This is a genomic window from Rhodoferax sp. P1_F3, assembly GCF_056405715.1.
Window position 1 is genome coordinate 400178 of the sequence record NZ_JBFUBO010000001.1, and the last position, 23793, is coordinate 423970.

22 protein-coding genes are annotated in these 23793 nt (G+C 62.9%); 9 read left to right on the top strand and 13 right to left on the bottom strand.

Features of this window, described 5'->3' with window-relative positions; genetic code table 11:
* Positions 1-16: 16 nt before the first annotated feature.
* Positions 17-733 carry an ABC transporter ATP-binding protein gene (locus AC1DZ5_RS01980; RefSeq protein WP_477885508.1) on the top strand — a complete coding sequence of 239 codons (717 nt, stop codon included), beginning with the start codon at positions 17-19 and terminating at the stop codon, positions 731-733.
* A 164-nt stretch (positions 734-897) separates the two neighbouring features.
* On the opposite strand, the gene AC1DZ5_RS01985 is transcribed toward AC1DZ5_RS01980, so the two are convergent.
* Positions 898-1878, bottom strand: coding sequence for a lipase secretion chaperone (locus tag AC1DZ5_RS01985; RefSeq protein WP_477885510.1), 981 nt, complete (start codon positions 1876-1878; stop codon positions 898-900).
* 3 nt (positions 1879-1881) lie between these two features.
* Entirely contained in the window at positions 1882-2799 is a 918-nt protein-coding gene (locus AC1DZ5_RS01990) for a lipase family alpha/beta hydrolase (protein WP_477885780.1), read from the bottom strand.
* A 247-nt stretch (positions 2800-3046) separates the two neighbouring features.
* Between AC1DZ5_RS01990 and gspF the strand changes: the two genes are divergently transcribed.
* The 6 genes from gspF (at position 3047) to AC1DZ5_RS02020 (ending at position 10280) form a co-directional block, all read left to right on the top strand.
* A complete protein-coding gene (gene gspF / locus AC1DZ5_RS01995) occupies positions 3047-4264 on the top strand; it encodes a type II secretion system inner membrane protein GspF (protein ID WP_477885512.1) in 1218 nt (405 codons plus the stop codon).
* 7 nt (positions 4265-4271) lie between these two features.
* A complete protein-coding gene (locus AC1DZ5_RS02000) occupies positions 4272-5177 on the top strand; it encodes a 5'-nucleotidase (RefSeq protein ID WP_477885514.1) in 906 nt (301 codons plus the stop codon).
* Between the two features lie 86 nt (positions 5178-5263).
* Entirely contained in the window at positions 5264-6784 is a 1521-nt protein-coding gene (locus AC1DZ5_RS02005) for a DUF1800 domain-containing protein (RefSeq protein WP_477885516.1), read from the top strand.
* 7 nt (positions 6785-6791) lie between these two features.
* On the top strand, positions 6792-8069 hold the full coding sequence (locus AC1DZ5_RS02010; RefSeq protein ID WP_477885518.1) for a DUF1501 domain-containing protein: 1278 nt from the start codon (positions 6792-6794) through the stop codon (positions 8067-8069).
* Between the two features lie 96 nt (positions 8070-8165).
* Complete coding sequence (locus AC1DZ5_RS02015; RefSeq protein ID WP_477885520.1) at positions 8166-8390, top strand: hypothetical protein; 225 nt, start codon at positions 8166-8168, stop codon at positions 8388-8390.
* Positions 8391-8486: 96 nt separating this feature from the next.
* On the top strand, positions 8487-10280 hold the full coding sequence (locus tag AC1DZ5_RS02020; protein WP_477885522.1) for an ABC transporter ATP-binding protein/permease: 1794 nt from the start codon (positions 8487-8489) through the stop codon (positions 10278-10280).
* Here the strand turns inward: AC1DZ5_RS02020 and queC are convergent.
* The 8 genes from queC to glmS all read right to left on the bottom strand — a co-directional run bounded on the left by queC (position 10235) and on the right by glmS (position 19596).
* Positions 10235-10975 carry a 7-cyano-7-deazaguanine synthase QueC gene (queC, locus tag AC1DZ5_RS02025; RefSeq protein ID WP_477885524.1) on the bottom strand — a complete coding sequence of 247 codons (741 nt, stop codon included), beginning with the start codon at positions 10973-10975 and terminating at the stop codon, positions 10235-10237. The two genes, AC1DZ5_RS02020 and queC, sit on opposite strands and share 46 nt — an antisense overlap.
* Positions 10976-11029: 54 nt before the next feature.
* Positions 11030-11374 (bottom strand): hypothetical protein, encoded by a 345-nt coding sequence (locus AC1DZ5_RS02030; protein ID WP_477885526.1) that lies wholly within the window; start codon positions 11372-11374, stop codon positions 11030-11032.
* Between the two features lie 324 nt (positions 11375-11698).
* Positions 11699-13144 carry a DUF4139 domain-containing protein gene (locus tag AC1DZ5_RS02035; RefSeq protein ID WP_477885528.1) on the bottom strand — a complete coding sequence of 482 codons (1446 nt, stop codon included), beginning with the start codon at positions 13142-13144 and terminating at the stop codon, positions 11699-11701.
* Between the two features lie 162 nt (positions 13145-13306).
* The gene (locus AC1DZ5_RS02040) at positions 13307-13909 is read right to left on the bottom strand and encodes a DUF4337 domain-containing protein (RefSeq protein ID WP_477885530.1); all 603 of its coding nucleotides are present in this window, start codon (positions 13907-13909) and stop codon (positions 13307-13309) included.
* A 41-nt stretch (positions 13910-13950) separates the two neighbouring features.
* On the bottom strand, positions 13951-15012 hold the full coding sequence (locus tag AC1DZ5_RS02045) for an ABC transporter ATP-binding protein (RefSeq protein ID WP_477885532.1): 1062 nt from the start codon (positions 15010-15012) through the stop codon (positions 13951-13953).
* Positions 15009-16577: an ABC transporter permease gene (locus AC1DZ5_RS02050; protein ID WP_477885534.1), complete on the bottom strand. Its 1569-nt coding sequence runs from the start codon at positions 16575-16577 to the stop codon at positions 15009-15011. The genes AC1DZ5_RS02045 and AC1DZ5_RS02050 overlap by 4 nt, the downstream gene beginning before the upstream one ends.
* A 7-nt stretch (positions 16578-16584) precedes the next feature.
* Positions 16585-17607: an iron ABC transporter substrate-binding protein gene (locus AC1DZ5_RS02055; RefSeq protein ID WP_477885536.1), complete on the bottom strand. Its 1023-nt coding sequence runs from the start codon at positions 17605-17607 to the stop codon at positions 16585-16587.
* A 93-nt stretch (positions 17608-17700) separates the two neighbouring features.
* Complete coding sequence (gene glmS / locus AC1DZ5_RS02060; RefSeq protein ID WP_477885538.1) at positions 17701-19596, bottom strand: glutamine--fructose-6-phosphate transaminase (isomerizing); 1896 nt, start codon at positions 19594-19596, stop codon at positions 17701-17703.
* Positions 19597-19731: 135 nt separating this feature from the next.
* Here glmS and AC1DZ5_RS02065 point away from each other — a divergent pair, with 135 nt between their 5' ends.
* Positions 19732-20214, top strand: coding sequence for an Lrp/AsnC family transcriptional regulator (locus tag AC1DZ5_RS02065; protein WP_477885540.1), 483 nt, complete (start codon positions 19732-19734; stop codon positions 20212-20214).
* Here AC1DZ5_RS02065 and AC1DZ5_RS02070 read toward each other — a convergent pair.
* A complete protein-coding gene (locus AC1DZ5_RS02070) occupies positions 20200-21162 on the bottom strand; it encodes a LysR family transcriptional regulator (protein ID WP_477885542.1) in 963 nt (320 codons plus the stop codon). The two genes, AC1DZ5_RS02065 and AC1DZ5_RS02070, sit on opposite strands and share 15 nt — an antisense overlap.
* 204 nt (positions 21163-21366) lie before the next feature.
* Between AC1DZ5_RS02070 and AC1DZ5_RS02075 the strand changes: the two genes are divergently transcribed.
* Complete coding sequence (locus tag AC1DZ5_RS02075) at positions 21367-21573, top strand: hypothetical protein (protein ID WP_477885544.1); 207 nt, start codon at positions 21367-21369, stop codon at positions 21571-21573.
* Between the two features lie 31 nt (positions 21574-21604).
* On the opposite strand, the gene AC1DZ5_RS02080 is transcribed toward AC1DZ5_RS02075, so the two are convergent.
* Together AC1DZ5_RS02080 and glmU are read right to left on the bottom strand one after the other, a co-directional pair.
* Positions 21605-22375 carry a sensor histidine kinase gene (locus tag AC1DZ5_RS02080; RefSeq protein ID WP_477885546.1) on the bottom strand — a complete coding sequence of 257 codons (771 nt, stop codon included), beginning with the start codon at positions 22373-22375 and terminating at the stop codon, positions 21605-21607.
* 19 nt (positions 22376-22394) lie between these two features.
* The gene (gene glmU / locus AC1DZ5_RS02085) at positions 22395-23774 is read right to left on the bottom strand and encodes a bifunctional UDP-N-acetylglucosamine diphosphorylase/glucosamine-1-phosphate N-acetyltransferase GlmU (protein ID WP_477885782.1); all 1380 of its coding nucleotides are present in this window, start codon (positions 23772-23774) and stop codon (positions 22395-22397) included.
* Positions 23775-23793 lie beyond the last annotated feature (19 nt).

Consider the following 23793-nt stretch of genomic DNA (forward strand, 5'->3'; position numbering starts at 1 on the left):
TTCCGGGTGCCCGCGTATGACCGCTTCTGAGTCGATCCTCGACGCACAGGGGATTCACTCCTGGTATGGCTCCAGCCATGTGCTGCATGGAGTGGACATCCATATTCGCCGCGGCGAAACCGTGGGCCTCTTGGGGCGCAACGGCATGGGCAAGAGCACCTTGATCCGGACCCTGCTGGGCCACGTGCCACAACGCGACGGCCATATCAGCCTCTTCGGTCAGGACATGTCACGTGCCAAGCCTTATGAGGTGGCGCGCTTGGGCGTGGCCTATGTGCCTGAAGGGCGTGGTGTGTTCCCCAACCTGAACGTACGTGAAAACCTGGTAATGGCTGCGCGCCCAGGGCGCGATGGCCGACGCGACTGGACCTTTGAGCGAGTGATGGAAACATTCCCGCGCCTGTCCGAGCGCCTGACCAACTTGGGCGCGCAACTATCCGGTGGCGAGCAGCAGATGCTGTCGATTGGCCGCGCCCTGATGACACATCCAGACCTGATCATTTTGGACGAAGCTACCGAAGGTCTGGCTCCCTTGGTTGTGCTGGAAATCTGGAACGTAATCGGCGAGATACGCAAGAGCGGCATTGCGACTCTGATCGTTGACCGCGACTACCGCAAGGTTCTTGCCCACGCTGACCAGGCACTGGTATTGCAAAAAGGGCAGGTGGTACTGGGCGGCAATGCGGATTCAGTTGCGGCCGATCCGGCACTGGCGGGTTTTCTGGGGGTTTGAAACTATGAAGGCCGCATTTATTGCATGCCGCGTGTGTGGATCTGCCGTAAATTGCGCCCAATGGCGTGCCTCTTTTTGTGTTGTGGATATCCATCCGCGCCTGTCGCAATGCAGGTTATCACCAATCAAAAAGAGCGCTGTTTGGCCTAGGAAAAACAGTCTCGTCAGGGCGTATACGCTGCCAGACGCGGCCGTTCATGGGCGCTGAACTGCGCCTCTTGCAGCGCGTCCAGCGCGGTCTGCCGCTCCGTCTCGCTGGCATTGACCAGCGACTGCAACACGCGGTTGCGCTCAGCCAGGTACGTGGCAATGCGGCCCTTCCAGGCTTGCTCATCACGGTCCACCTCGGCCAGCCGTGTGGCGGCGGCCGGGTCCAGCGCCTTCGCGCGCAGGCGAAACACATCGTCCTCGCTGCCGCCCTGCGCACGCAGGGCCTGGGCCATTTCGTCCAGCCGGATCACGGCGCGCGACGCCTCGCGGTCTTCACGCAAAGCCTTGGGCATGGCGGCGTCTAACACGGCCAGTTGCTCGCGCTTTTGTGTGGCGCTGAGTTGCGGGTTGTTGGCAATGTCCAGTCGGGCCAGAGCGTCCATATCGGCCGCGTCTTCCAGGCCAAACATGGCCTGCTCTTCCTCCGCATTGAAGAAGCGGGTGCGTAGGGTTTGCATGGCGTCAAAGCGCAGGCGCAGGGTCTTGGGCCCTGGCGCTTGCTTGGCAAATTGCGCTTCCAGTGTCACCAGCTCGCGCTTGAAATTCAGGTAGCGCCCCAGCAGGCGCTTGGCCGCTTCGGCGCGGGTCGCGTCCAGGGTCTTGTCCAGCTCCATGCGGATCTGCTGGGCAATCGTGTCCACTGATTGCTCGCCCACCGTGCTCAGGTAGTAATCAAACAGACGCTTGAGTCCACCATAGTCCAGCCCGCCGGTAGCCGTGGTGCCCGGCAGTGCGTTGAGTGCACCGGGGAGCGGCAACCCATCAGGCACCGTGCCCTGCAGAGAATGGACGACGGGAGCGCCGTTCGCAGAGTCTGTGGCAACGGCAGGCGCCAGCGTGGCGTCCACCGGGCGGCTGGCCCACCACAGGACCAGCCCCACTACCAGCATGCCAAGCACGCCTGCGCCCACCCGGCTCATGGTTGACTGGAGCAAGGCTTACAGCCCCGCGTTCTTCAGGCGGTTGGCCTGTTGGCGGAACAGCGTGACCGGGCTGGTTTCAAACAGGTTGGTCAGGCCCACGGTCTGGTTCACTTCGTCCAGGTGGTTGATGGCATAGTCGTCGCGGATGACCCGTCCCAGGCGCGAAGAGCAGCTGCTCACCAGGCCATCGTTCTTGGCACCCGCAAACGCCAGCGAGGTCAGTGCCAGTCCGGGGTCAATGATGTCCAGCACATTGGTATAGGGCTGGGCGCCGCTCCACGAGTAGTAGGCCACGCCGTTTACGCTGTAGGCGCCTTCGCCACAGGCCGTGGTGGGCACGCCCTGGGGGTGGGCCGCATTGAACTTGGCCGTGCCCGCGGTGCTGAGCGATTGCGCAGCGGCCAGCGAGTTTTGCGTGAGGCCACCACCGCCCGACAGGAAGTTGATGATGGTGCCCAGGCCGTTGGTGATGGACACCAGCACGGTGTTGCTGAGGCTGCCCGCGGGCGCCACGCCCAGCAGCACATCTGCCACGGCAGAGCCCTTGTTCACGCCGCCAATGGAAGTGACCGAGGCCACCAGGTCTGGCCGCACTGAGGCCACATAGCGCGCGGTGGGCCCGCCGTGGCTGTGGCCCATGAGGTTCACCTTGGCAGCACCCGTGGCGGCCAGGATCTGCTTCACCTGGGTGAGCAGCTGTTCGCCGCGCACCTCGGTGCTGTTGGCGGCGGCCACCTGCACCACATAGACCTTGGCGCCATCTGCGCGCAGGGCCGATGGGATACCGTAGAAGTATTCCACGGGGCCGATGTTGTCAAAGCCGAACAAGCCGTGCACCAGCACGATGGGGTACTTGGTCTGGGTGTAGCCGGCCGCGGATGCGGTGGCGGGGAACAGGCACAGGGCCAGCGCGCACGCGGCCAGCCAGGTCATCACGATTCTCTTCACAAATGTCTCCTCAGGCCCTCTGAGGGGCGATGGGGTTGAAGGGGGATACGTCGATACAACCGGTGCGACCTCTGGGGTGGGGGCGCTGTCGCGGGAGAGCTGTGGCCCAACGCTTGTGTCGGTGGATACAGTTCTTAAATAGCACGATCGTGCTTTTATGTGAGCATAAAGGCCGAGGCAATTCTTGTCATGGTGGAAAACCCGCGCACCACGCTGCCGCTACCATTGCGCCATGCCCGCCTACTCATACGCTGCCCTGGACGCCGAAGGCAAAACCCGCACCGGCGTGCTGGAGGCCGACGCCCCGCGCGCCGCGCGCAGCCAGCTACGGGCGCAACACTTGGTGCCGCTCAGCGTGCAGGTGCTGGGCAGTGAGGCACAGGCCAGCACGGCAGGTGTGCGTGGTGGTCGGCGTGCATTCACCACCACCCAGCGTGCGGTATGGACACGCCAACTCGCCGGCCTGGTGTCGGCCGGGCTGCCGCTGGAGCGCGCACTCACCTCGCTGGCCGATGAGGCCGAGACTCCGGCCCAACGCGATGTGGTGGCCACCTTGCGGTCGGAGGTGAACGGCGGCTCTACCCTGGGCGCGGCGCTGGCCCAGCACCCGCGCGAGTTCTCCAATATCTATGTGGCCGTGATTGGTGCCGGCGAGCACAGCGGCCAGTTGGGCCTGGTGCTGGAGCGCCTGGCCGATGAGCTGGAAGAACAGCACACGCTGCAGTCCAAGCTGCTGGGCGCGGCGCTGTACCCCGGCGTGGTCAGCGTGGTGGCGCTGGCCATCGTGATGTTTTTGCTCACCTATGTGGTGCCGCAGGTGGCCAATGTCTTTGCGGGCTCCAAGCAGGCACTGCCACTGATCACGCGCGTCATGCTGGGCATCAGCGCTACGGTACGTTCTTATGGCTGGGTTGCGCTGATTGCTATGGTTTTGCTAGCTGGTGGCGCACGTTTGGCGTGGGCTGGGGCCGCTTTTCGCTTGAAGGTGGATGCTGCGTGGCTGCGCCTGCCGATTCTGGGCCGGCTTGCGCGGAGCTACAACGCGGCACGCTTTGCCAGCACGCTGGCCATGCTGGCCGCCGCTGGCGTGCCCATCCTCAAGGCGCTGCAGGCCGCGGCCGACACGCTGTCCAACCGCGCCATGCGCGAGGACGCACTGCAGGCCCTGGTGCTGGTGCGCGAAGGCGCACCGCTGGCCAGCGCACTGGCGCATGAAAAACGCTTTCCGCCGCTGCTGGCCATGTTTGCCCGCCTGGGCGAGCAGACCGGGCGCCTGCCCCACATGCTGGACCGCGCCGCCCTGCAGCTGCGCACGGAGGTGCAGCGCCGCGCGCTGCAACTGGCCACGCTGCTAGAGCCGCTGCTGATCGTGGCCATGGGCGTGGTGGTCATGCTCATCGTGCTGGCCGTGCTCATGCCCATCATCCAATTGAATCAATTAGTGAAGTAAAGAACCCATGGCACTCACACTCGACGGCAAACTGGTCGTCGCCATCTCCAGCCGCGCGCTCTTTGACTTTGAAGAAGAGAACCAGATCTTCGAGCAGGGCGACGACCGCGCGTACATGCAGCTGCAGCGCGACCGGCTCGATATCCCGGCCAAGCCCGGCGTGGCGTTCTCGCTGGTGCAAAAGCTGCTGGCCTTCAACGAAACGCCTTCACAGCGCGTGGAAGTGGTCATCCTCTCGCGCAACGACCCGGTCAGCGGCCTGCGCGTGATGCGCAGCGCGGCGCACTATGCGCTGCCCATCATCCGCTGCTCGTTCACGCGCGGCGAGGCGCCCTGGCGCTACCTCAAGCCGCTGCACGCCAACCTGTTTTTGAGCACCCACCTGAGCGACGTGCGCGCGGCCCTAGCCGCGGGCGTGCCTGCGGCGCAGGTGTATCCGCACAGCGCGCATGCCAGCAACGCCCATCCCGCAGAGGTACGCATCGCCTTTGACGGCGACGCTGTGCTGTTCAGCGACGAGGCCGAACAGGTGTACCAAAGCGGCGGCCTATCGGCGTTCCAGAAACACGAAACCGACAAGATGGCCCTTCCCTTGCCGGACGGCCCCTTCAAGCCTCTGCTGGTGGCCCTGCACCGCATGCAGCAGGCGGCCATTCCGCACATGCGCATCCGCACCTCGCTGGTCACCGCGCGCAGCGCCCCGGCGCACGAGCGCGCCATCCGCACGCTGATGGACTGGAATATCGAGGTGGACGAGGCCATGTTCCTGGGCGGACTGGACAAAGGCGAGTTCCTGCGCGAGTTCGAGCCCGACTTCTTCTTTGACGACCAGACCGGTCACATTGAATCCGCAGCCCGCCATGTGCCCGCCGGCCATGTGGCCAGCGGCGTGAGCAACACGCCACGCGGCTGACGCACCAAGCCGTAAAGCTTTGTAAAGCCGGCCGCGGCGCGGGCTAACCCGTAGGCCCGAGGCCGCACCGTGGCGTTGTGCAGGGCATGCACCTCCCATCCACACCCCTGCCCCGCCGCCATGCACTGCGCACCCTCACCACCGTGGCCTTGCTGGGCAACAGCGGGTTGGTGCGCCAGGCCTGGGCCCAGGGCAACACCGCGCCGCTGAGCACCAACGCGCAAACCTGGCGCACGCTGTCCCGCGTGGGCTACGGCCCCACTGCGGCACTGGTACAAGCGGTGCAGAACGCGCCCAGCCCGCGCGACTGGGCGCTGGCCCAGGTGGACGCGGCGTACTCCGCCAGCCAGCAGCTCCCGCGCATTGCGCCCGAATGGGCCGGCATCAACGCCCCGCTGCCCGAGATCTTTGCCAAATTCCGTCAGGAGCGCGAAGAGCGCGGCAAGGGCAAAGAGAAAAGGCCCAAGGAACGCGATGACAAGCCCAGCCGACAGGAGTTGCTGGCCGGCGACCCCGAGTACTACAGCCGCTCCATGGCGCTGCAGTCCGCCGCCTGGCGCCTGAGCAGCTGCAGCGAGCCCGACGCTGAAAACCCCCTGCTCGCGCGCCTCACCGAATTCTGGTTCAACCACTTCAACGTCTACAGCGGCAAGGGCGCGGTGCGGCCGTTTGTAGGTCACTACCTCATCAACGTGGCACGCGGCCACGCGCTGGGCAAGTTTGAAGACCTGCTGCTGGCCAGCGCACGCCACCCCGCCATGCTGGCCTACCTGGACCAGGCACAGAGCGTGGCCGAGAACGGGCGTGGGCCCATGGGCAAATCGCGCGGGCTGAACGAAAACTACGCACGCGAACTGATGGAGCTGCACACCCTGGGGGTGCACGGCGGCTACACGCAGACCGATGTGCGTGAAATGGCCCGCATCCTCACGGGCTGGACCATGGGGCCACAAGACAGCTCGGGCTTTCGCTTTGTGCCACGCCTGCACGACACGGGTAGCAAGACCGTGCTGGGCCAGCGTTACTCGGGCATCTCGTTTGGCGGAGGCGAGCAGGAAGGCGTGGACGCCATCCGCCTGCTGGCGCGCCACCCCAGTACCGCGCAGCGCGTGTGCCTGCGCCTGGCGCAGTTCTTCATTGCCGACCAGCCTAGCGCTGCTGCCGTGAAAAAGCTCGCTGACACTTTCACCGCCACCGGCGGCGACCTGCGCGCCGTGATGCGCACACTGCTGCAATTGCCCGACTTCTGGCAAGCCGAGAACACGCTGTTCAAAACCCCCATGGACTACGCCTGCACGGTGCTCACCGCCACGCAGGGTGCGCGCGAAAACCGCAACCTGTTTCTGGCCGCCGGCTTTCTGGCCAATGCCGGTCAGCCCCTGCACGGCTGGCAAACGCCGGACGGCTATGCGTTCGACACGGCCACCTGGCTGGTGCCCGAGGCGCTGACACGCCGCGCCGACTTTGCGCTCAGCATCGTGCGGCCCGCAGACACCAGCTTCCTCACCCCTTTCCTCAGTGCCGCCACGCTCGCCAGCATTGCGCAAGAGCGCCCGGCGCTGCGCACAGGCCTGATGCTGGCCAGCCCCGACTTCATGCGCAAGTGAGCACCCCATGCCCCACCACACCCTGAACCGCCGCAGCCTGCTCACCGCCACCCTGGGCGGCGTGGCCGCCTGGGCTGCACCCCAGGCCTGGGCCCAATCCAGCCGCGCCAATGCGGTCGACGACGCACGGCTGGTAGTCGTGTTTCTGCGCGGCGCCTACGACGGGCTCTCGGCCCTGGTGCCGCATGGCGACGCGAACTACTACCGCCTGCGTCCCAATATCGCCATTGCCGCGCCAGACGGCAGTGCGCAGACCACGCTGGCACTGGACGCTACCTTTGGCCTGCACCCCGCACTGGCACCACTGAAACCCCTGTGGCAACAGGGTGTGCTGGCCGCCATCCCCTGCGCGGGCTCGCCCGATGCCACACGCTCGCACTTCGAGGCGCAGCACCACTGGGAAATCGGCATACCCGGCAAGAACAGCGCATCGCCGGGCTGGATGAATACGCTTGCCGGGCAGCGTCATGTGGAGGCCCTGGGTGTGGGCGAGGCCAACCCGCTGATCTTGGCGGGCAGCGCCCAAGTGCAACTGGTGCCCAAGGGCCAGGCGGCCACCAAACAAGGTGCACTGGGAGATGCGCGCACGCGGGACGCAGTGATGAAGCTCTACGCCGGCGACGACGCACTCTCCAAGACCTTCCGCGCCGGGGCCGAGAGCCGTATGGAAACGGCCAAAGCCTTGAGCGACGACGAGATGCAGGCGCAGGACATGGCTGGCGGTGCGATGGCCAACCGTAAGGAGATGGCCGCGGCCGACAACGGCGCAGGCAGCGCCAAAGGGCTGCTGCTGGACGCGCAGCACCTGAACACGCTGATGCGGCAAAACCGCGCCTTGCGCCTGGGTTTCCTCTCAGCCGGTGGCTGGGACACGCATGCCAACCAGGGCAACGCCAGCGGCGCCTTGGCCAACAACCTCGGCAGCCTGGCCGCCACGCTGGTGCAACTGCGGCGTGAGTTCTCGCGGCCCAACGATGTGGTGGCCGTGGTCAGCGAGTTTGGCCGCACCACTGCGGAGAACGGCACGCGCGGTACTGACCATGGCCATGGCAACGCGCTGTGGCTCATGGGCAGCCGCGTGCAGGGCGGGCGCTGGCATGGCCGCTGGGACGGCCTGGCACAAGGCAACCTGCACGAAGGCCGCGACCTGCCGGTGCACCACGACTTTCGCGCCGTGCTGGCGCAGGTGCTGCGCAGCACGCAAGGCGTGAACACACAAGGGCTGGACGCACTGTTCCCGGGCTTTGCGTGGGATGCCAAGCTTGACGGGCTGATGCATGCCTGAGCGCATTGGCAGCTTTACGTATGCATTTGGTAAACCTGTGTAAAAGCGGCTGACAGCCGCATGGGCACTCGCTAAGCTGCAGTTATGCGCAACGTGATGTCCTCACCGCCCCCCTCCTCTTCTGCCGCCGACGAAAGCCGTCGCCAGGAGATCGCACGCCACCACCATGCCCACCTGTCCGCCAACGCGGAAGCGTGGCGCCAGCTGGCACGCGAGGGCTATGGGCGCACCGCCGCCAAGGTGCGCGCCACCCAGCCGGCACCCCTTCAGCGCGACCGCGACGACGATGAGCTGTCCGACAGCGCCTACCAAGACCTCTGAGCGATTCTGCGGTGGCAACACCGACTACCATGCCCCCTGTGCAACTCCGGGTATGCCGGTAGCGCGTGCCGCGTTTTTTAACCAAGGAAAGCTCTGATGGCTTTGATGACTGCTGCGAGCGCCAAGCTGGCGTCGTTTCGACAAATGGTGCGACGTGTATGGGCCCTGTCCGCCCCCTACTTCTCGTCTGAAGAAAAATGGAAAGCCCGCGGCATGCTGGTGGCCATCGTGGCGCTGAACCTGGGCATGGTGTACATGAACGTCCTGTTCAACGACTGGAACAAATACTTCTACGACGCCCTGCAGCAGAAGAACAGCGCCGAGTTCTGGCACCAGCTCGGCCGCTTCAGCTACCTCGCATTCATCTGGGTCGTGGTGACCGTCTACCAGTTCTACCTGACGCAAATGCTGCAGATTCGCTGGCGCGCCTGGATGACGGGCCATTACCTGCAGCGCTGGCTGGAGGGGCAGGCCTTCTACCGCATGGAACTGGCCCGCTTCACGGCGGCTGCCACCAACCCTGACGCGACGCCCGACAACCCTGACCAACGGATTCAGGAAGATATTGACCAGTTCACCTCGCAGACCCTGGGCCTGACCATGGGTCTGCTGAGTTCAGCGGTCACACTGGTGAGTTTTGTCGGCATTCTGTGGAGCTTGTCGGGTGCGTTTGGCTTCACGTTCAACGGCACCGAATACAGCATCCCCGGCTTCATGGTGTGGATGGCTGCCATCTACTGCGCCGTGGGCAGTGTCCTTACGCACTACATCGGGCGCCGGCAAATTCCGCTGAACTTCAAACAACAAAAGCTGGAGGCCGACTTTCGGCACAGCCTGATCCGGGTGCGCGAATACAGCGAGGCGATTGCGCTGGAGCGGGGCGAAGCCTCGGTACGCGCCCAATTGGGCCAGCGCTTCACCTCCTTGCTGGGCAACCTGCTGACGCTGGTCAAGGCGCAAAAAAACCTGGTCTGGTTCACCAGTTTCTTCCGCCAGGCGGCCGTGGTGTTTCCCCTCATCGTTGCAGCGCCGCGCTACTTCAGTGGCGCCATTGAGCTGGGCACGCTGTTTCAAATCTCGGGCGCATTTGGCGAGGTGCAAGGCGCCCTGAGCTGGTTTGTGGAGAGCTACCGCGGCCTGGCCGTCTGGCGCGCCACCACCGACCGCCTGACCAGTTTTGAGGCCTCATTTGAAGCCACAGCCCCCGTAAATACTGCGCTAGCAGCTCCTGAATCCATAGCAGAATCCAACGGCTTTTCTGCCCATCAGCTGGGCCTGTCGCTGCCCAATGGCACGGAACTGCTGGCCCGCACCGACCTGCTGGCCCAACGCGGCGACCGGATTCTGCTGCAAGGCCCCTCAGGCAGCGGCAAGTCCACGCTGTTTCGCGCCATTGCCGGGATCTGGCCTTTCACCCACGGCGATGTGCACGCACCTGCGGACAGCATGTTCATTGCGCAGCGCTCTTTCTTTCCGGACGGCCCCCTGCGCGAGGCATTGGCCTACCCGCAGCCGCCCGGCACCTACACCGATGCACAACTGCAGCAAGCCCTGGTAGATGCGCTTTTGCCCCACCTGGCAGACGCGCTGGACCGCGCGGACGCCTGGGGACAAAAACTTTCAGGCGGGGAGCAGCAGCGCCTGGCGATTGCCCGGGTGTTGCTTAAGCAACCCCAGTGGGTCTTTGCTGACGAAGCCACCAGCGCGCTGGACGCAGAAGCTGAAGCCACGCTGTACCAGCGCCTCAGCGACCTGGTCACCCAACGTGGGGGGGGCATGGTGTCCATTGCCCACCGTCCCAGCGTGGCGACCTTTCACACCCGGCAGTGGGTGCTGATGCCACGTCAGGGCACGGGGGCCTTGTTCACCTTGTCCGAAAACCGCGCATAGCCCCTGGCCCGCAACTCGCAGGCGGGGCAACTGCCGCAGCCGTAGCCCCAAACCTGGCGGTGCGCGCGGTCGCCCAGGTAGCAGGTGTGGGTGTGCTCGACGATCAGGTCCACCAGCGTTTCGCCGCCACCTGGCACGCCGGACTGCTCGCCCAGCGCGTAGGCCAATTCCCAGGTCTGGGCCTTGTCGATCCACATCAGCGGGGTCTCGATCAGGAAACGCTTGTCCATGCCCAGCGACAGGGCCAACTGCAAGGCCTTCATGGTGTCATCACGGCAGTCGGGGTAGCCTGAGAAGTCGGTCTCACACACGCCTGTCACGATCACCTGCAGCCCGCGCCGGTAGGCCAAGGCTGCGGCTAGCGTCATAAACAGGAGGTTGCGCCCCGGCACAAAGGTGTTGGGCAGGCCGCTGGCTTCCATCTGGAAGGCGGTGTCCCGCGTGAGTGAGGTTTCGCTGACTTCGCCCAATACAGCCAGGTCCAGCAAATGGTCTTCACCCAGCTTGGCGGCCCACTGTGGGAAGTGTGCTCGCAGCTCGCGCAGCACATTGAGCCGGGCGTCCAGCTCCACGCTGTGGCGCTGGCGGTAGTCAAAGGCAATGGTTTCAACGCGCTCGTAGCGCGCCAGGGCATGGGCCAAGCAGGTGGTGGAGTCTTGCCCGCCGGAGAAGAGTACGAGTGCGGTGGTGTGCATAGCCGCCATGGTAGAGCACAGCGCGTGGACCTGTCTGCCCGGGCGGAGCCCGGGTCAGATGTTTTCGGTCTTTTTGATCTTGCTGGGCGTGTAGACCAAGGCTTGTTTGGCCAGGTCACCCGGCACTTCGGTGGGCACCACGTTGGTTGGCGGTGTCAACTGGTCTTTCACCTGTTCGATCTGGATGGCACTGGCACTGGCGGTCCAGACTGTCTTGAGATGATCCATCAGCACCTGCGAGATGGGCTTGGGCGGAGGGTCCTCCACTTTTTGCGGCACCGGCCGATGGATAGTCCAGTCCTTCTGGGTCGCTACTGCTTCCACCGTGTGACCAATAGGGTCGGGCACGCTGCTGTAGGGACCACCGGCTTCCTGCGGCTTCAAGGCGGGATTGACCATGTCGATCACGCCTGGGCTACGCTCAATAGACGGGCTGGGGCTGACAGAGGGATTCACCGGCGCAACTGGGATAACCCTATTTGCCCCAGACGAAGCCGTATCTACGCCGGAGGGGCGCACATGCGGGTTTCGATCAATGGATGGCAATTGCATTTTGGTAGGCCTTTCGGCCCCTCCGGTTACTTTTAGGAGTTGACGTACGTTTCTTAACGGCAGATTTAGGGGGTTATTTAGGCCTATTTTTAAAATTTTTGAGAAATTTTGGGCCATCGCCTGCCTGCCCCCTCAAACCGCACCAAAACAGTGCAATTCCTCAGCCCAGCGTCAATAGCGAACCAGTGCCCGGTACGTCACAACAGTGCTACCTTCTGCAGGCACGTTGACCTTCCACACCGCGGTATTCGCAGCGCCTTTGGTATAGGTGTGGCTGGTGCTCAAAATTTGCCAGTCGCCCGGCACAGGTTCCTGCACCGTGACCGTCACGGCTTCTTTTTTGGCGTTCTTCAGTACCAGTTCGTAAGCACTTTCAAACACATAGTTGTATTTGCTGGTACCGCTGAGTTTTTTGAAATCGGTCTGCTTTTTGTCGGCGGTCACGTCAAACGCATCGCCCAGCTTGAGGCGCACCTTCTCGTTCTTGGGCGTGTGATCCACGCGGTCTTCCCCAATGAACTGGGCATTGCCCGCGCCGTCTTTTTTGTACACCCGCACCACGCCTTTGGGCAAAGGCATACCCAGGTGCGCGCTTTCCTTGTTGTCAAACTCGACGAACACCCCCACCTTGATTTTCTGGCCTAGCTCGCCTGAGGCGCCCTGGTAGTAGTAGTCGTTGCCCTGCAGCAGTAGCTCTTTGCGGGCTGGCACGCCGGTGGCCGACAGCAGCGCGACCTGCTTGGTCTGGTTTTCGGCGATGGTGGTGGGACGACCCAGGGTGTAGAGGTGATATTCAAACAGCGACTCTTCCGCCATGCGCGATTCTTTGGCCATGGCCGCAGCAGGTGCCGCCATGGTCTTCAAGTGTCCGTTGAACATATCTGGTGCCACCTGGTTCACGTCACCGGCAACCAACTGCAGCTTGGCGTTGCGGTAGCTGGTGCCGCTGGTGTTGGTGAGCGTGACCCAACCAGAAATGTCGAGCTTGTCGTCGGTCGCATTGAGCTCCACCACATAGTCGGCCTTCCAAGCCAGACCACCTGTCAGGTAGCTGAGCTCCACGTCTTGTTGGGCCGCGCCCGTGTTGTCCAGCGCCATGACCAGCGTGGGGCGATCGCGCAGATTGGCTGGCACATCCCCAAATACCAGCCGGCCCGGTATGCCGGTTTCAATACGCTCGCCAATCTTCAGCACCACACCGTTGTTGGCCGAGAGCACGGTAGCGACTTCACTGGTCTCCATCCCGGTGGCGGGGTTGGTGCGCACCACGTTCACGGTTTGGCCCACATACTTCTCCAGCATCTTCTGGGGCGTGAGCAGATCAAAGTCAAAGTTTTGCTCTAGCACGCTGAAGCTGCCAGGTGCGCTCACGCTGCGCAGCTGTGCCGTCTCCGGGCGCATGCGCGCGCTGACATCACGAAACGCCAGCGCCGTTGCGCCAGGTTTGAGCGACACACGCCGCTGGTCTTTCACCAGGGCCAGGTTCTCGTTGTAGATGGTGACGGCAACTTCTTGCTGGTCGGCTAGCGTGCTGCGTTGTTCGGTGGTTTGGGCAACGCTGGCCTGCGTCAGCAGGGTGAGGGCGGCCAGGGCAAAAGGGACGGACACAGTGCGCATGAAGGGCTTTCAGCAAAAACATGAAGGGAACGGCCAGCCATAAGGCTGCGGGGTGCAAACAGCATAGCGCTTGCACCCCGCCTCCATGCAACGCATGACATCAACCGCACGCCGACTGTGTTGCAGAGTGTTACCTTCCCTGCCCTTGCGCGAGGGAGCGCGCTAGCTGAGTAACTTGATCAACCCGTCCGGATGCACTGCCCAACCTGCCAAGCCCGCACAGCCCATCACAAACCCAAATCCCGAAGGCAACAACGCCAACAGATAGAGCCAGGGCAACTGCGTGAGCGAGGCCACCGCTAGCAGGGAGATAGCAATCGCGATCGATGCATCGGACAGATCGAACTGGTCATCACGGAAATTCAGCGCGTCGTAGCTGGCTTGGTCTTTCTCGGCCTGCTGCTTGAGTTCGTCCTTCTTGCCGTTCTGCTCTTTGGCCAACGTCTCATAGGCCTGCATCTGCTCAGCATAGGCGGCCTGTTGTTTGGGCGTGGCTGCCAATGCCAGCAGGCGCAGTTGCACCAGTGTGGACTTGGCCACTTCCTCGCGAATATTGCGGGCCTGGTAGAACTGCCAATGGTCCAGCTTGTCGGCCTGGGCCTGCTGCATAGCCTGGACAATGTTGTCGTCCTTGACCTTGCAAATGCCCATGAAGGTGGCGAGCAGCGCCACCGTGATGGCCACAGCCGGATTCAGCCAAGCCGCACGCGGCTTGCGGGCGCCCACTTGGGCGGTTTCAACCAACTCCAGGGGATCAATGTCCATATCGTTTCTTCGTGGTCACACACTGTTTTGGGCTCGGCCGCTCAAGCACCTGGCGCAAATACATGCGCGTGGCCCTGCACCGAGATGCTGACGGTGGCGCCTACTGCGGGTGCGTGTAGGCCGGGGCTGCGCACCAGCAGTGGCGCAGTGTCCGCATGGGCCAGCAGGCGCACACTGAGCTCGGACACTGGGCCACAGAAGTCGGCTTCCAGCACCACGCCCAGGCAGGCATAGGCATCCGCACCTTCATTGGCCAGCTCGGTCAGCTGCAGTTGCTCGGGGCGCAACATGATCTGCCCCGCCCCACTGCGCTGTGCATCATGAATAGCAATGCGGCCCAACGCGCACTCGGCCCAGCCTGCAGACAGCTGCGCAGGCAAGACCACGGCCTCACCCAGAAAATTGGCAGTTGCCGGGTCCGTGGGGCGCAAGTACAGGTCCAGCGGGCGCCCCACCTGGGCCAGACGGCCTTCGCGCATCACAGCCACCTGGTCTGCAAATGACAGCGCCTCGGCCTGGTCATGGGTGACCAAAATGGTGGTGATGCCAGCGGACTGCAGCAGTTGGGCTACGGCCTTGCGTGTAGCGGCACGCAGACCGGTATCGAGTGCAGAGAACGGTTCGTCCAGAAGCATCAACCGCGGCCGCAAGGCCAACGCACGTGCCAGCGCCACACGCTGCTGCTGACCACCCGACAGCTCGTGCGGACGACGCTGCAGCATGGCCTTGTCCAGCGCCACCATCTCCATCAACTCGTCAATGCGCTGCGCGCGCTGGGGTGTATGCCGCGGCAAACCAAAGCCTACGTTGTCGGCCACGCTCAGGTGCGGAAACAAGGCTCCATCTTGCGGAACGTAGCCAATGCCGCGCAGGTGCGCCGGCACGATGGCCGGACCGTTGGCCAGCAACTGGTCCCCCAACACCACTCGCCCGGCATCGGGCGCTTCAAAGCCCGCAATGATGCGCAGCAGACTGGTCTTGCCCGACCCCGAAGGGCCGACAATGGCGGTGCGGCTGCCTGCGAGCACCTGCAGGTCAATACCGGCCAGTGCAGTTACGGCGCCATAAGTTTTGTGCACTGCGTGCAGGTCAAGGGTTGTCATCGTCCGGCAATGCGTCTGGATTGGAGATAAAGCAGCCAGGTCAGGGGCAGCGACAGCAGCACCATGATCAACGCATACGGTGCAGCACCAGCGTAGTCAATCTCGCTGCTATGGGACCAGAAAGCGGTAGCCAGCGTCTGCGTGCCATTGGGCGACAGCAGCAGCGTGGCGGTCAATTCGTTGGTAATGGCCAAAAACACCATGGCCACACCCGACGCCGCGCCAGGTGCCGCCAGCCGCATGGTGATCTGCCACAGGGCCTGGGTGGGCGAGCGACCCAGGCTGCGGGCAGCCTGCTCCAGCTCCACCGGCGCCTGGGCAATGCCCGCGCGCAGGCTGACCAGCGCGCGTGGCAAAAACATCAATACATAAGCCAACAATACAGTGACCACGGTTTGGTAAATGGGCAGGGCCACCCGTACCGTGATGGTCACCAAGGCCAGCGCTACCACAATGCCTGGCAAGGAACCCGCCAGGTAGTTGCCGCCTTCCAGCAGGCGCTGCATGCGTCCCGGCGCGCGTATGGAGAGCCACGCCATGGGCACCGCAACCACAGTGGTCAGCAGCGCGCCAGCCAGGGCCAACGACAGGGTTTGCCACAGTGCAGGACCCAGCTCGGGCAGATTCCACACACTGGCACCACCCGCCACCAACCAGCGCGCCAGCGTGACCAAAGGCACGCCCAGCGACAGCACGGCGGTCACCACGGGCAGCAACAGGCACAACGTGGACAGGCGCCCCAAGCGGCTGCGCAGCGGCTGTCGCGCTGAGCCAGAACCGACACGGGCATAGCGCTCGTGCCCGCGGGTTCCCGACTCGAAGCCCAGCAGCACAAAACAACACACCACCAACACACCCGCCAGCATATTGGCGGCGGGGCCGTTGTAGGTGGATTGAAACTGGTCCACGATGGCCGTGGTGAAGGTGTCAAAACGGATCGTCACGTACAGGCCGTATTCGGCCAGCAGATGCAGGCCTACCAGCAAGGCACCACCCCAAATCGCCAAGCGCAACTGCGGCAACACCACACGAAAAAAGACCTCCCACGGGCCTTCCCCCAGCGAGGCCGCAGCATCTTCCATCGCGGGGTCAAGCCTGCGCAGCGCTGCTGCCACCGGCAAATACAGGAACGGGAAATACGCGACCACCGACACCAGCACACCACCACCCAGGCCATGCAAGCCAGGTACCAGGCTGATCCAGGCATAGCTGTGCACAAAGGCCGGCACGGCCAAAGGGGCCGCTGCAAGCCAAGCCCAGATACGCGCACCCGGCAGATCACTGCGTTCGGTCAACCAGGCCAGCGCCACAGCCAACACGACACAGATGGGCACGGTGACCAGCACCAGCAGACCTGTGTTGACCAGCAGTTCACCGACGCGGGGGCGAAACACCAGCGCTGACACCGTGGTCCAGCCTGACTGAATACCCACCCACGCCACAAAGCCCAGTGGAAGCAGAGCAACCAGTGTGACCAGCACCGCGGCAACAGTCACCCAAGACCAACGCCCCGGCCGCGCAATGCGCAGCAAGGGCGTGGAGACGCGGATCGAAGAGGCGGTCAAGACAGGGTCAGAGCAGACCAGCCTGGGTCATCAGGTCAGAGACCTTTTTGCTGTTGAGCTTGGAAGGCTCGACCTTGGGAGCTTGCAGTTCGGCCAAGGGCACCAGATTGCGGTTGGATTGGGCACCTGCGCCCACCGCGTATTCAAACGAGCTACCGGTGCGCAAGATCTCTTGACCACCCTTACCGGTGATCCATTTCACAAAGGCCTGGGCCTCCGATTTGTGCTTGCTGGACGCCAATACGCCACCACCCGAAATGCTGACAAAGGCACCCGGATCTTCGTTGCGGAAGTAGTGGAGCCCGGTTTTCTCGCTGTTCTCACCGGTCTTGGCCATGTCTCCAAAATGGTAGTAGTGGTAAATCAGCGCGCCATCCACTTGCCCGGCGTTTACAGCCTTCATGGCAATGCTATTGCCCTTGAAGGGCACGACGTTCTCTTTCATGCCCTTGAGCCAGGCAGCCGTGGCGGCCTCACCTTTGAGTTCCAGCAGCGCGCTGACGATGGCCTGAAAGTCCGCGCCCGCAGGTGCAGCGCCCCAACGGCCTTTCCACTCCGGGTTGGCCAAGTCGAGCATGGACTTGGGCAACTGCGCTGGCGTGAACTTGGTTTTCTTGTAGACAAACACGGTGCTGCGGGCCGCAATGCCCACCCAGCGGCCGTGGACCGTGCGGTAGTTGGGCGCCACTTGCGCCAAGGTGGCGGGGTCCAGTGGCGCAAACAAGCCAGCGCCATCGACCAACGCCATGGCAGGCGAGTTTTCGGTCAGGAACACGTCGGCCGGCGAATTCGCGCCCTCTTGCACCAGTTGGTTGCCCAGTTCGGTGTCGCCACCGTTGCGCACCGTGACCTTGATGCCCGTTTCGCGGGTGAAGCCGTCCACCCAGGCCTGGGTCAGGCTGGCATGTTGGGCGTTGTACACCACGATGCCTTCAGGTGCGCTTTGCGCAGAGACCCCGAAGGACGCAACAAAGAAACTAGCAGCCAGCGCCGCAGCGCGCACCAACGGAAACGACAATGTATTTTTCATGAGGCAAGCCCGGATCAAGTGGAAGTGGCATGGACGTTGTGATTACAACGCAAATAACAATAATTCGCATTTGTATTGTAATCCGCCCGGCGCTCACTCCACCGTCACGCTCTTCGCCAAATTTCTGGGTTTGTCCACATCGGTGCCGCGTGCGCAGGCCGTGTGGTACGCCAACAGCTGCAAAGGCACCACGTGCAAGAGTGGCGACAACTCACCGTAGTGCTCGGGCATGCGAATTACATGCAAGCCTTCGCCGCTGTCGATGCGGGTGTCGGCATCAGCAAGCACATAAAGCACACCACCACGCGCGCGCACTTCGTGCAGGTTGCTCTTGAGTTTTTCCAGCAGCGCGTCATTGGGCGCCACGGTGACCACTGGCATCTCGCTCGTCACCAGGGCCAGCGGGCCGTGTTTGAGCTCACCCGCGGCATAGGCCTCGGCGTGGATGTAGGTGATCTCCTTGAGTTTCAGGGCACCTTCCATGGCAATCGGGAAGTGCAGGCCACGGCCCAGGAACAGCGCGTTCTCCTTCTTCGCAAAGTCGTCGGCCCAGGCCATGATTTGTGGCTCCAGCGCCAGCACCGCCTGCAATGCAGCAGGCAAATGGCGCATGGCCTTCAGGTGGCGGGCTTCTTCGGCGTCGGTGAGGCGACCCTTGGCCTGGGCCAGGCAAAGAGTTAGCAGGAACAGTCCGGCCAGTTGGGTCGTGAAGGCCTTGGTGGAGGCCACGCCGATTTCCACGCCTGCACGGGTCACATAGGCCAGGCTGCATTCGCGCACCATGGCGCTGGTGGCCACATTGCAAATCGTCAATGTGTGCTTCATACCCAGGGATTGCGCGTGGCGCAGCGCAGCCAGCGTGTCTGCCGTCTCACCGCTTTGGGTGATGGTGACGACCAGCGTGTTGGGGTTGGGCACGGAGTCGCGGTAACGGTATTCACTGGCCACCTCCACATTGCAAGGCACCTTGGCGATGCTCTCTATCCAGTACTTGGCGGCACAGCCGCTGTAGTAGCTGGTGCCGCAGGCCAAGATCAGCACCGAGTCGATCTGCGCAAACACGCGGGCTGCATTGCTGCCAGGCGCGTGGTTGGCCTGTGCATCAAACAGCTCGGGCACGATGCCCTCCACACCTTCCAGCGTGTCGGCAATGGCGCGCGGCTGCTCGAAGATTTCTTTTTGCATGTAGTGGCGGTACGGACCCAGCTCGGCCGCACCGCTGTGCGCGTGCACCGTCTTCACGGGGCGCTGGGCGGGCGCAACGGCCTTGTGCGCCTTGTCGACCAACCAATACTTGCCCAGTTGCACGTCGACCACGTCACCTTCATCGAGGTAGACGATCTGGTCGGTCACACCGGCCAGAGCCATGGCATCGCTGGCCAGAAAGTGCTCTTGCCCGTCTTTACCTACGCCCAGAATCAGTGGCGAACCTGCACGCGCACCGATCAGGCGGTGCGGTTCGTCCTTGCAAAACACGGCAATCGCGTAAGCACCATGCAGCTGGCGCACCGTGCCTTTGACCGCCTCGAACAAATCGCCGTCGTACAGACTGTCAACCAAATGCGCGATGACCTCGGTATCGGTCTGGCTGACAAACACATAGCCCTTGGCCTTGAGGGCAGCACGCAACTCGTCGTGGTTTTCGATGATGCCGTTGTGCACCAAGGCAATGCGCCCAGCGCGCTGGTGCGCGTCGGCACCGCTGCCGTGGCTGAAGTGCGGATGGGCGTTGTGGACGACGGGCGCGCCGTGCGTGGCCCAGCGGGTGTGGGCGATGCCCAGCATGCCTTCAAGCGATCCGCTGGCAACCTGCGCGGCCAGTTCCGACACGCGGGACGTGCTGCGCGCGCGGCGCAAGCCTGGCTTGCCATCCAGGGCATAGACCGCAACACCGCAGGAGTCGTAGCCACGGTACTCCAGCCGCTCCAGGCCTTGCACCAGTACAGGAACAATGTTGCGGGTTGATACCGCGCCGACGATGCCACACATAGACAGTCTCCAATCAAGCAATGGACTGCATGGTAGGCATGCTGCAGAAAAATAGTTGCTCTTATTTTTCTAAAATATGAATTTTTATTTCATAAATTCATTGAATTAATTTTTTATTTCATATATAAACAAAATATGGAATCAATAACTCTGGATGCGATAGACATTTTGCTGCTTGCGCAACTGCAGCGCGATGCCAGCCTGAATAACCAGGAGCTGGCAGAACGCGTGCACACCTCCCCGCCCACCTGCCTGCGCAGAGTTAAGCGCCTGCGCGATGCGGGTTTGATCGAGAAACAAGTGGCCATCTTGCAGCCCGAGCGACTGGCCGCCGTGGTGGGCCACGGACTGACCGCCATCGTGGAAATCACCCTGGACCGGCAAGATGCCGAAGCACTGGCGCAGTTTGAAGCCCGCGTGGCAAACGACACCGCGGTGCAGCAGTGCTACCGCGTCTCCCCAGGGCCGGACTTTTGTCTGGTGGTGCACGCCAGCGACATGCCCAGCTACCAGGCGCTGACGCAACGGCTGTTCACCAGCGACGCCAATGTGCGCAATGTCAAAGCCTTCTTCAGCATCAAGCGCAGCAAGTTTGGCGCGGAGCTACCGCTGGTATAGCACCGCCGCCGCACTGCAACCATTCCCACCGGCGCCCATGGCGTTTGCCAACTGCAGGCGTGTCTGCTCAGTCAGGTAATCCAAAAACACACGGGTCCGTCGCGGCATGAACTGGCGACTGGGCAACGCCGCGTACAGCAATAGCTGACCGGCAATCCACGGCGAAATCACCCGCACCAACTCCCCCGTCGCTAAAAAGGGCGCGACCAGTTCCACGGTGGTGGGGGCAATGCCGGCACCATCCAAGGTCGCTCGGATCAGGGTTTCGATGTGGTTAGACCACACCACGGGCATCACCGGAACATCCACATGCTCCTCCGGGCGCTCACCATGTTTGAGTCGCCATTGGCGCAAGCCCATGGCACTGCCGCGAATGCCCAGACAGTCGTGCTGAGTCAGGTCCGCAGGCTGCAGTGGTGTGCCGCGGCGCTTGAGGTACTCAGGTGAGGCCACGAACACCGCCTGGGTGGTCGCAATTTTGCGCGCCACCACGTCTCCGTCATACGCTTCGTTGGCGGTGAACAGGGTCACGTCGTGGCCCTCGATGGGGGGCTCCATGAAGGACTCCACCTGCAGGTTGAGCGTGATCTTGGGGTACAAGCCCCTGAAGCCTGCAATCAGTGGGGCCAACACATAGGTGGCCAGCACGGGGGTCGCCAGCACATGCAACTCGCCCGAGAGCTCCTGGGTGTGCTGGTTGGCCAGAATGTCCGCCTCATCGATGTCCTGGAGAATCGCGCGTACCCGCCCCAGATAGGACTCGCCGGCCTCACTCAATGAGATTCGGCGGGTGGAACGGTGCAAGAGGCGGGTGCCCAAGTGCTCTTCCAGATCCGCCACCAGGCGCGTGACCACCGCAGGCGACATGTCCATCGCCCGCGCTGCCGCAGCGAAGCCGCCCTCATCGATCACCCGCTGAAATACGCGCATCGAAAGTAGTCGGTCCATGGGGCACTCCAAAACGATATCAAGCCATCATTGTTGCCAAAACAGCAATGTACATGTGCTGCGCACGCTGTTTATCTTTTGAATTAGAAATTTTACAGTTCATCCCATCGACGAGACGAATGATTTAACCGCCCCATCGATGCTGTTCAGACGGTGTGATGCCCGCCAGAGCGGATTCTTCTAAACCTTGAAAGGAACTTCATCATGAACAAGACATCTTTTGCCGCTATTGCTATCGCTCTGACAACTTTGGTGGCTGGCCAAGCCATGGCTGCAGACCAAGCCAATGACACCAAAACCACCGAACAAGTCGCCGTGGCCACCAAAGCCGCCGCCAAGCCTGTCGCAGAAACCAAGGGCAAAGAATCTGCTGATCCTTTTGCCGAATACGACAAAATCAAGAAGTGGTAAGCACCAGGACTGCCGTCGCGCAGTAACCTGACTACGCTACAAGGCCCGGCATGTCCGGGCTTTTTTTTGTGCCGGGGAAAGACAGCGTCACCACACAGCCCGTGGGCACCGCCGCCTGGATGCGAAGTGCAGCGCCCATGCGTTGCGCAGCTTTGGCGGCCAGCGCCAGCCCCACACCCAATCCTGGGAACGGTTTGTTGCCATGCAAACGCCCAAACATGCGCAAGGCCAAGTCAGCGTCTGGCGCTGCAAAACCTGCACCATTGTCACGAACCTCCAGAGCCCATGGACCAGACGCCTCCCGCTGGACGCGCACCCAGACACGCGCGTCTGCCTCAGGCAGCAAAGCAGTGAATTTCCAAGCGTTGTCCAACACCGCACTTAACACTACACGCAACAGCGTTGCATCCACCACGACCATGGCCTCCGGCAGGTCTATCTCCAGCGCCAACTGGCGAGGCGCACCACGATGCACCAGTGCCGCCACCACATCGTCCAACACCGCTTTCAGGTCCACGGGCCCAGGAGCCGGCGGCAAGGTTCCAACCCGTGACAACTCCAGCAGCGCGTCCAGCATGGCGCCCAGGTGCTTGGCCGAATCCGTGATGGTGGCCAAGAACCCCTGCACTTCGGCATCCAGTTGCGGGCCGGCATCTTCCTCCACCAAGTGAGCGTAGGACACGATATGCCGCAACGGCGCACGCAAGTCGTGCGAGACGGCATAGGCAAAGTCCTGCATCTCACGCCGCACGGCTGCGAGTTCGGCTTCGAGTTCGGCAATGCGTGCTTGGGGGTCTGACATGCGGGACTCAAAAAGTGAATCAGGCCTTGGGCTTTTTGGCAGGCCGCGCCCAGTTGGCAATGCTGACCTGTTTGCCACGCGCCACGCTCAGGGCGCCGGGTTCGGTGTTCTTGGTGATGGTGGAGCCGCCGCCCACCGTGCCACCAGCACCGATGGTGACCGGCGCCACCAGCACGCAGTTGCTGCCCACATGCACATCGGCCTCAATCACCGTGCGGTGCTTATTGGCGCCGTCGTAGTTGGCCGTGATACTGCCGGCGCCGTAGTTGACACGCTCACCCACCGTGGCGTCGCCCAGGTAAGCCAGGTGGTTGGCCTTGGCGCCCTTAGCCAGGGTGGAGTTTTTCACTTCCACAAAATTGCCGATGTGTACCTCGGCCCCCAGCTTGGCACCGGGGCGCAGTCGGGCAAAGGGACCGATGAGCGCGCCTGCCCCCACGGTCACGCCCAGCTTTTCACCGTCAATGTGGGTGAACGGGTGAATCACCGCACCAGCCTCGATCACCGCATTGGCGATCACGCAGTGTGCACCGATGGACACGCCCTCGCCCAGACTCACCTGACCCTGGAAGATGCAGTTGATGTCGATGCTCACGTCGTGCGCGCAGAGCAAATCCCCGCGCACATCAATGCGCGCCGGGTCGGCCAATCGCACACCCTCTTCCATCAGGCGGTGCGCCTGACGCAGCTGGTAGGCGCGTTCCAGCTCGGCCAGTTGCACCGGACTATTGACGCCGGCCACCTGCGCGGCGTCGTCGATCTTGTGGGCCACTACAGCTACACCGTCCGCCACCGCAAACTTCACGATATCGGTCAGGTAGTACTCCTTTTGCGCATTCTGGTTGTCCAGGCGGGCCAGCCAGCGTTTGAGCAGGGCGGCTGGTACGGCCATGATGCCGCTGTAAATCTCGGTGATCTGGCGCTGTGCCTCCGACGCATCCTTGTGTTCCACAATGGCCTGAACCGCATCGCCGGTGCGCACAATACGGCCGTAGCCCGTAGGGTCGAGTTGCTCCAGCGTCAACAGCGCCAGCTTGTCGCCACCGCAGACCGTGATCAGGTGGAACAGGGTGTCGGGTTGCGTCAACGGGACATCACCCGACAGCACCACCACCACGCCATCGTCAGCCAGAGCCGGTACGGCTTGTTGCACTGCGTGGCCGGTGCCGAGTTGCGGCTCCTGGCGCACAAAATTTAAATCAAAATCGGCCGCAACCCCCGTATTCATTGTGCAGGCTGCTTCTACTTCCATAGCACCGTGGCCGGTGATGACCACCACCTTGCGCGCCAGCAATTGGGCTGCGGTGTCCAGCACATGCTGCAGCAGCGGCCGCCCGGCCAGCGTGTGCAGGACCTTGGGGGTCTTGCTCTTCATGCGTGTGCCTTTGCCCGCCGCCATAATGACCACGTCCACTGCG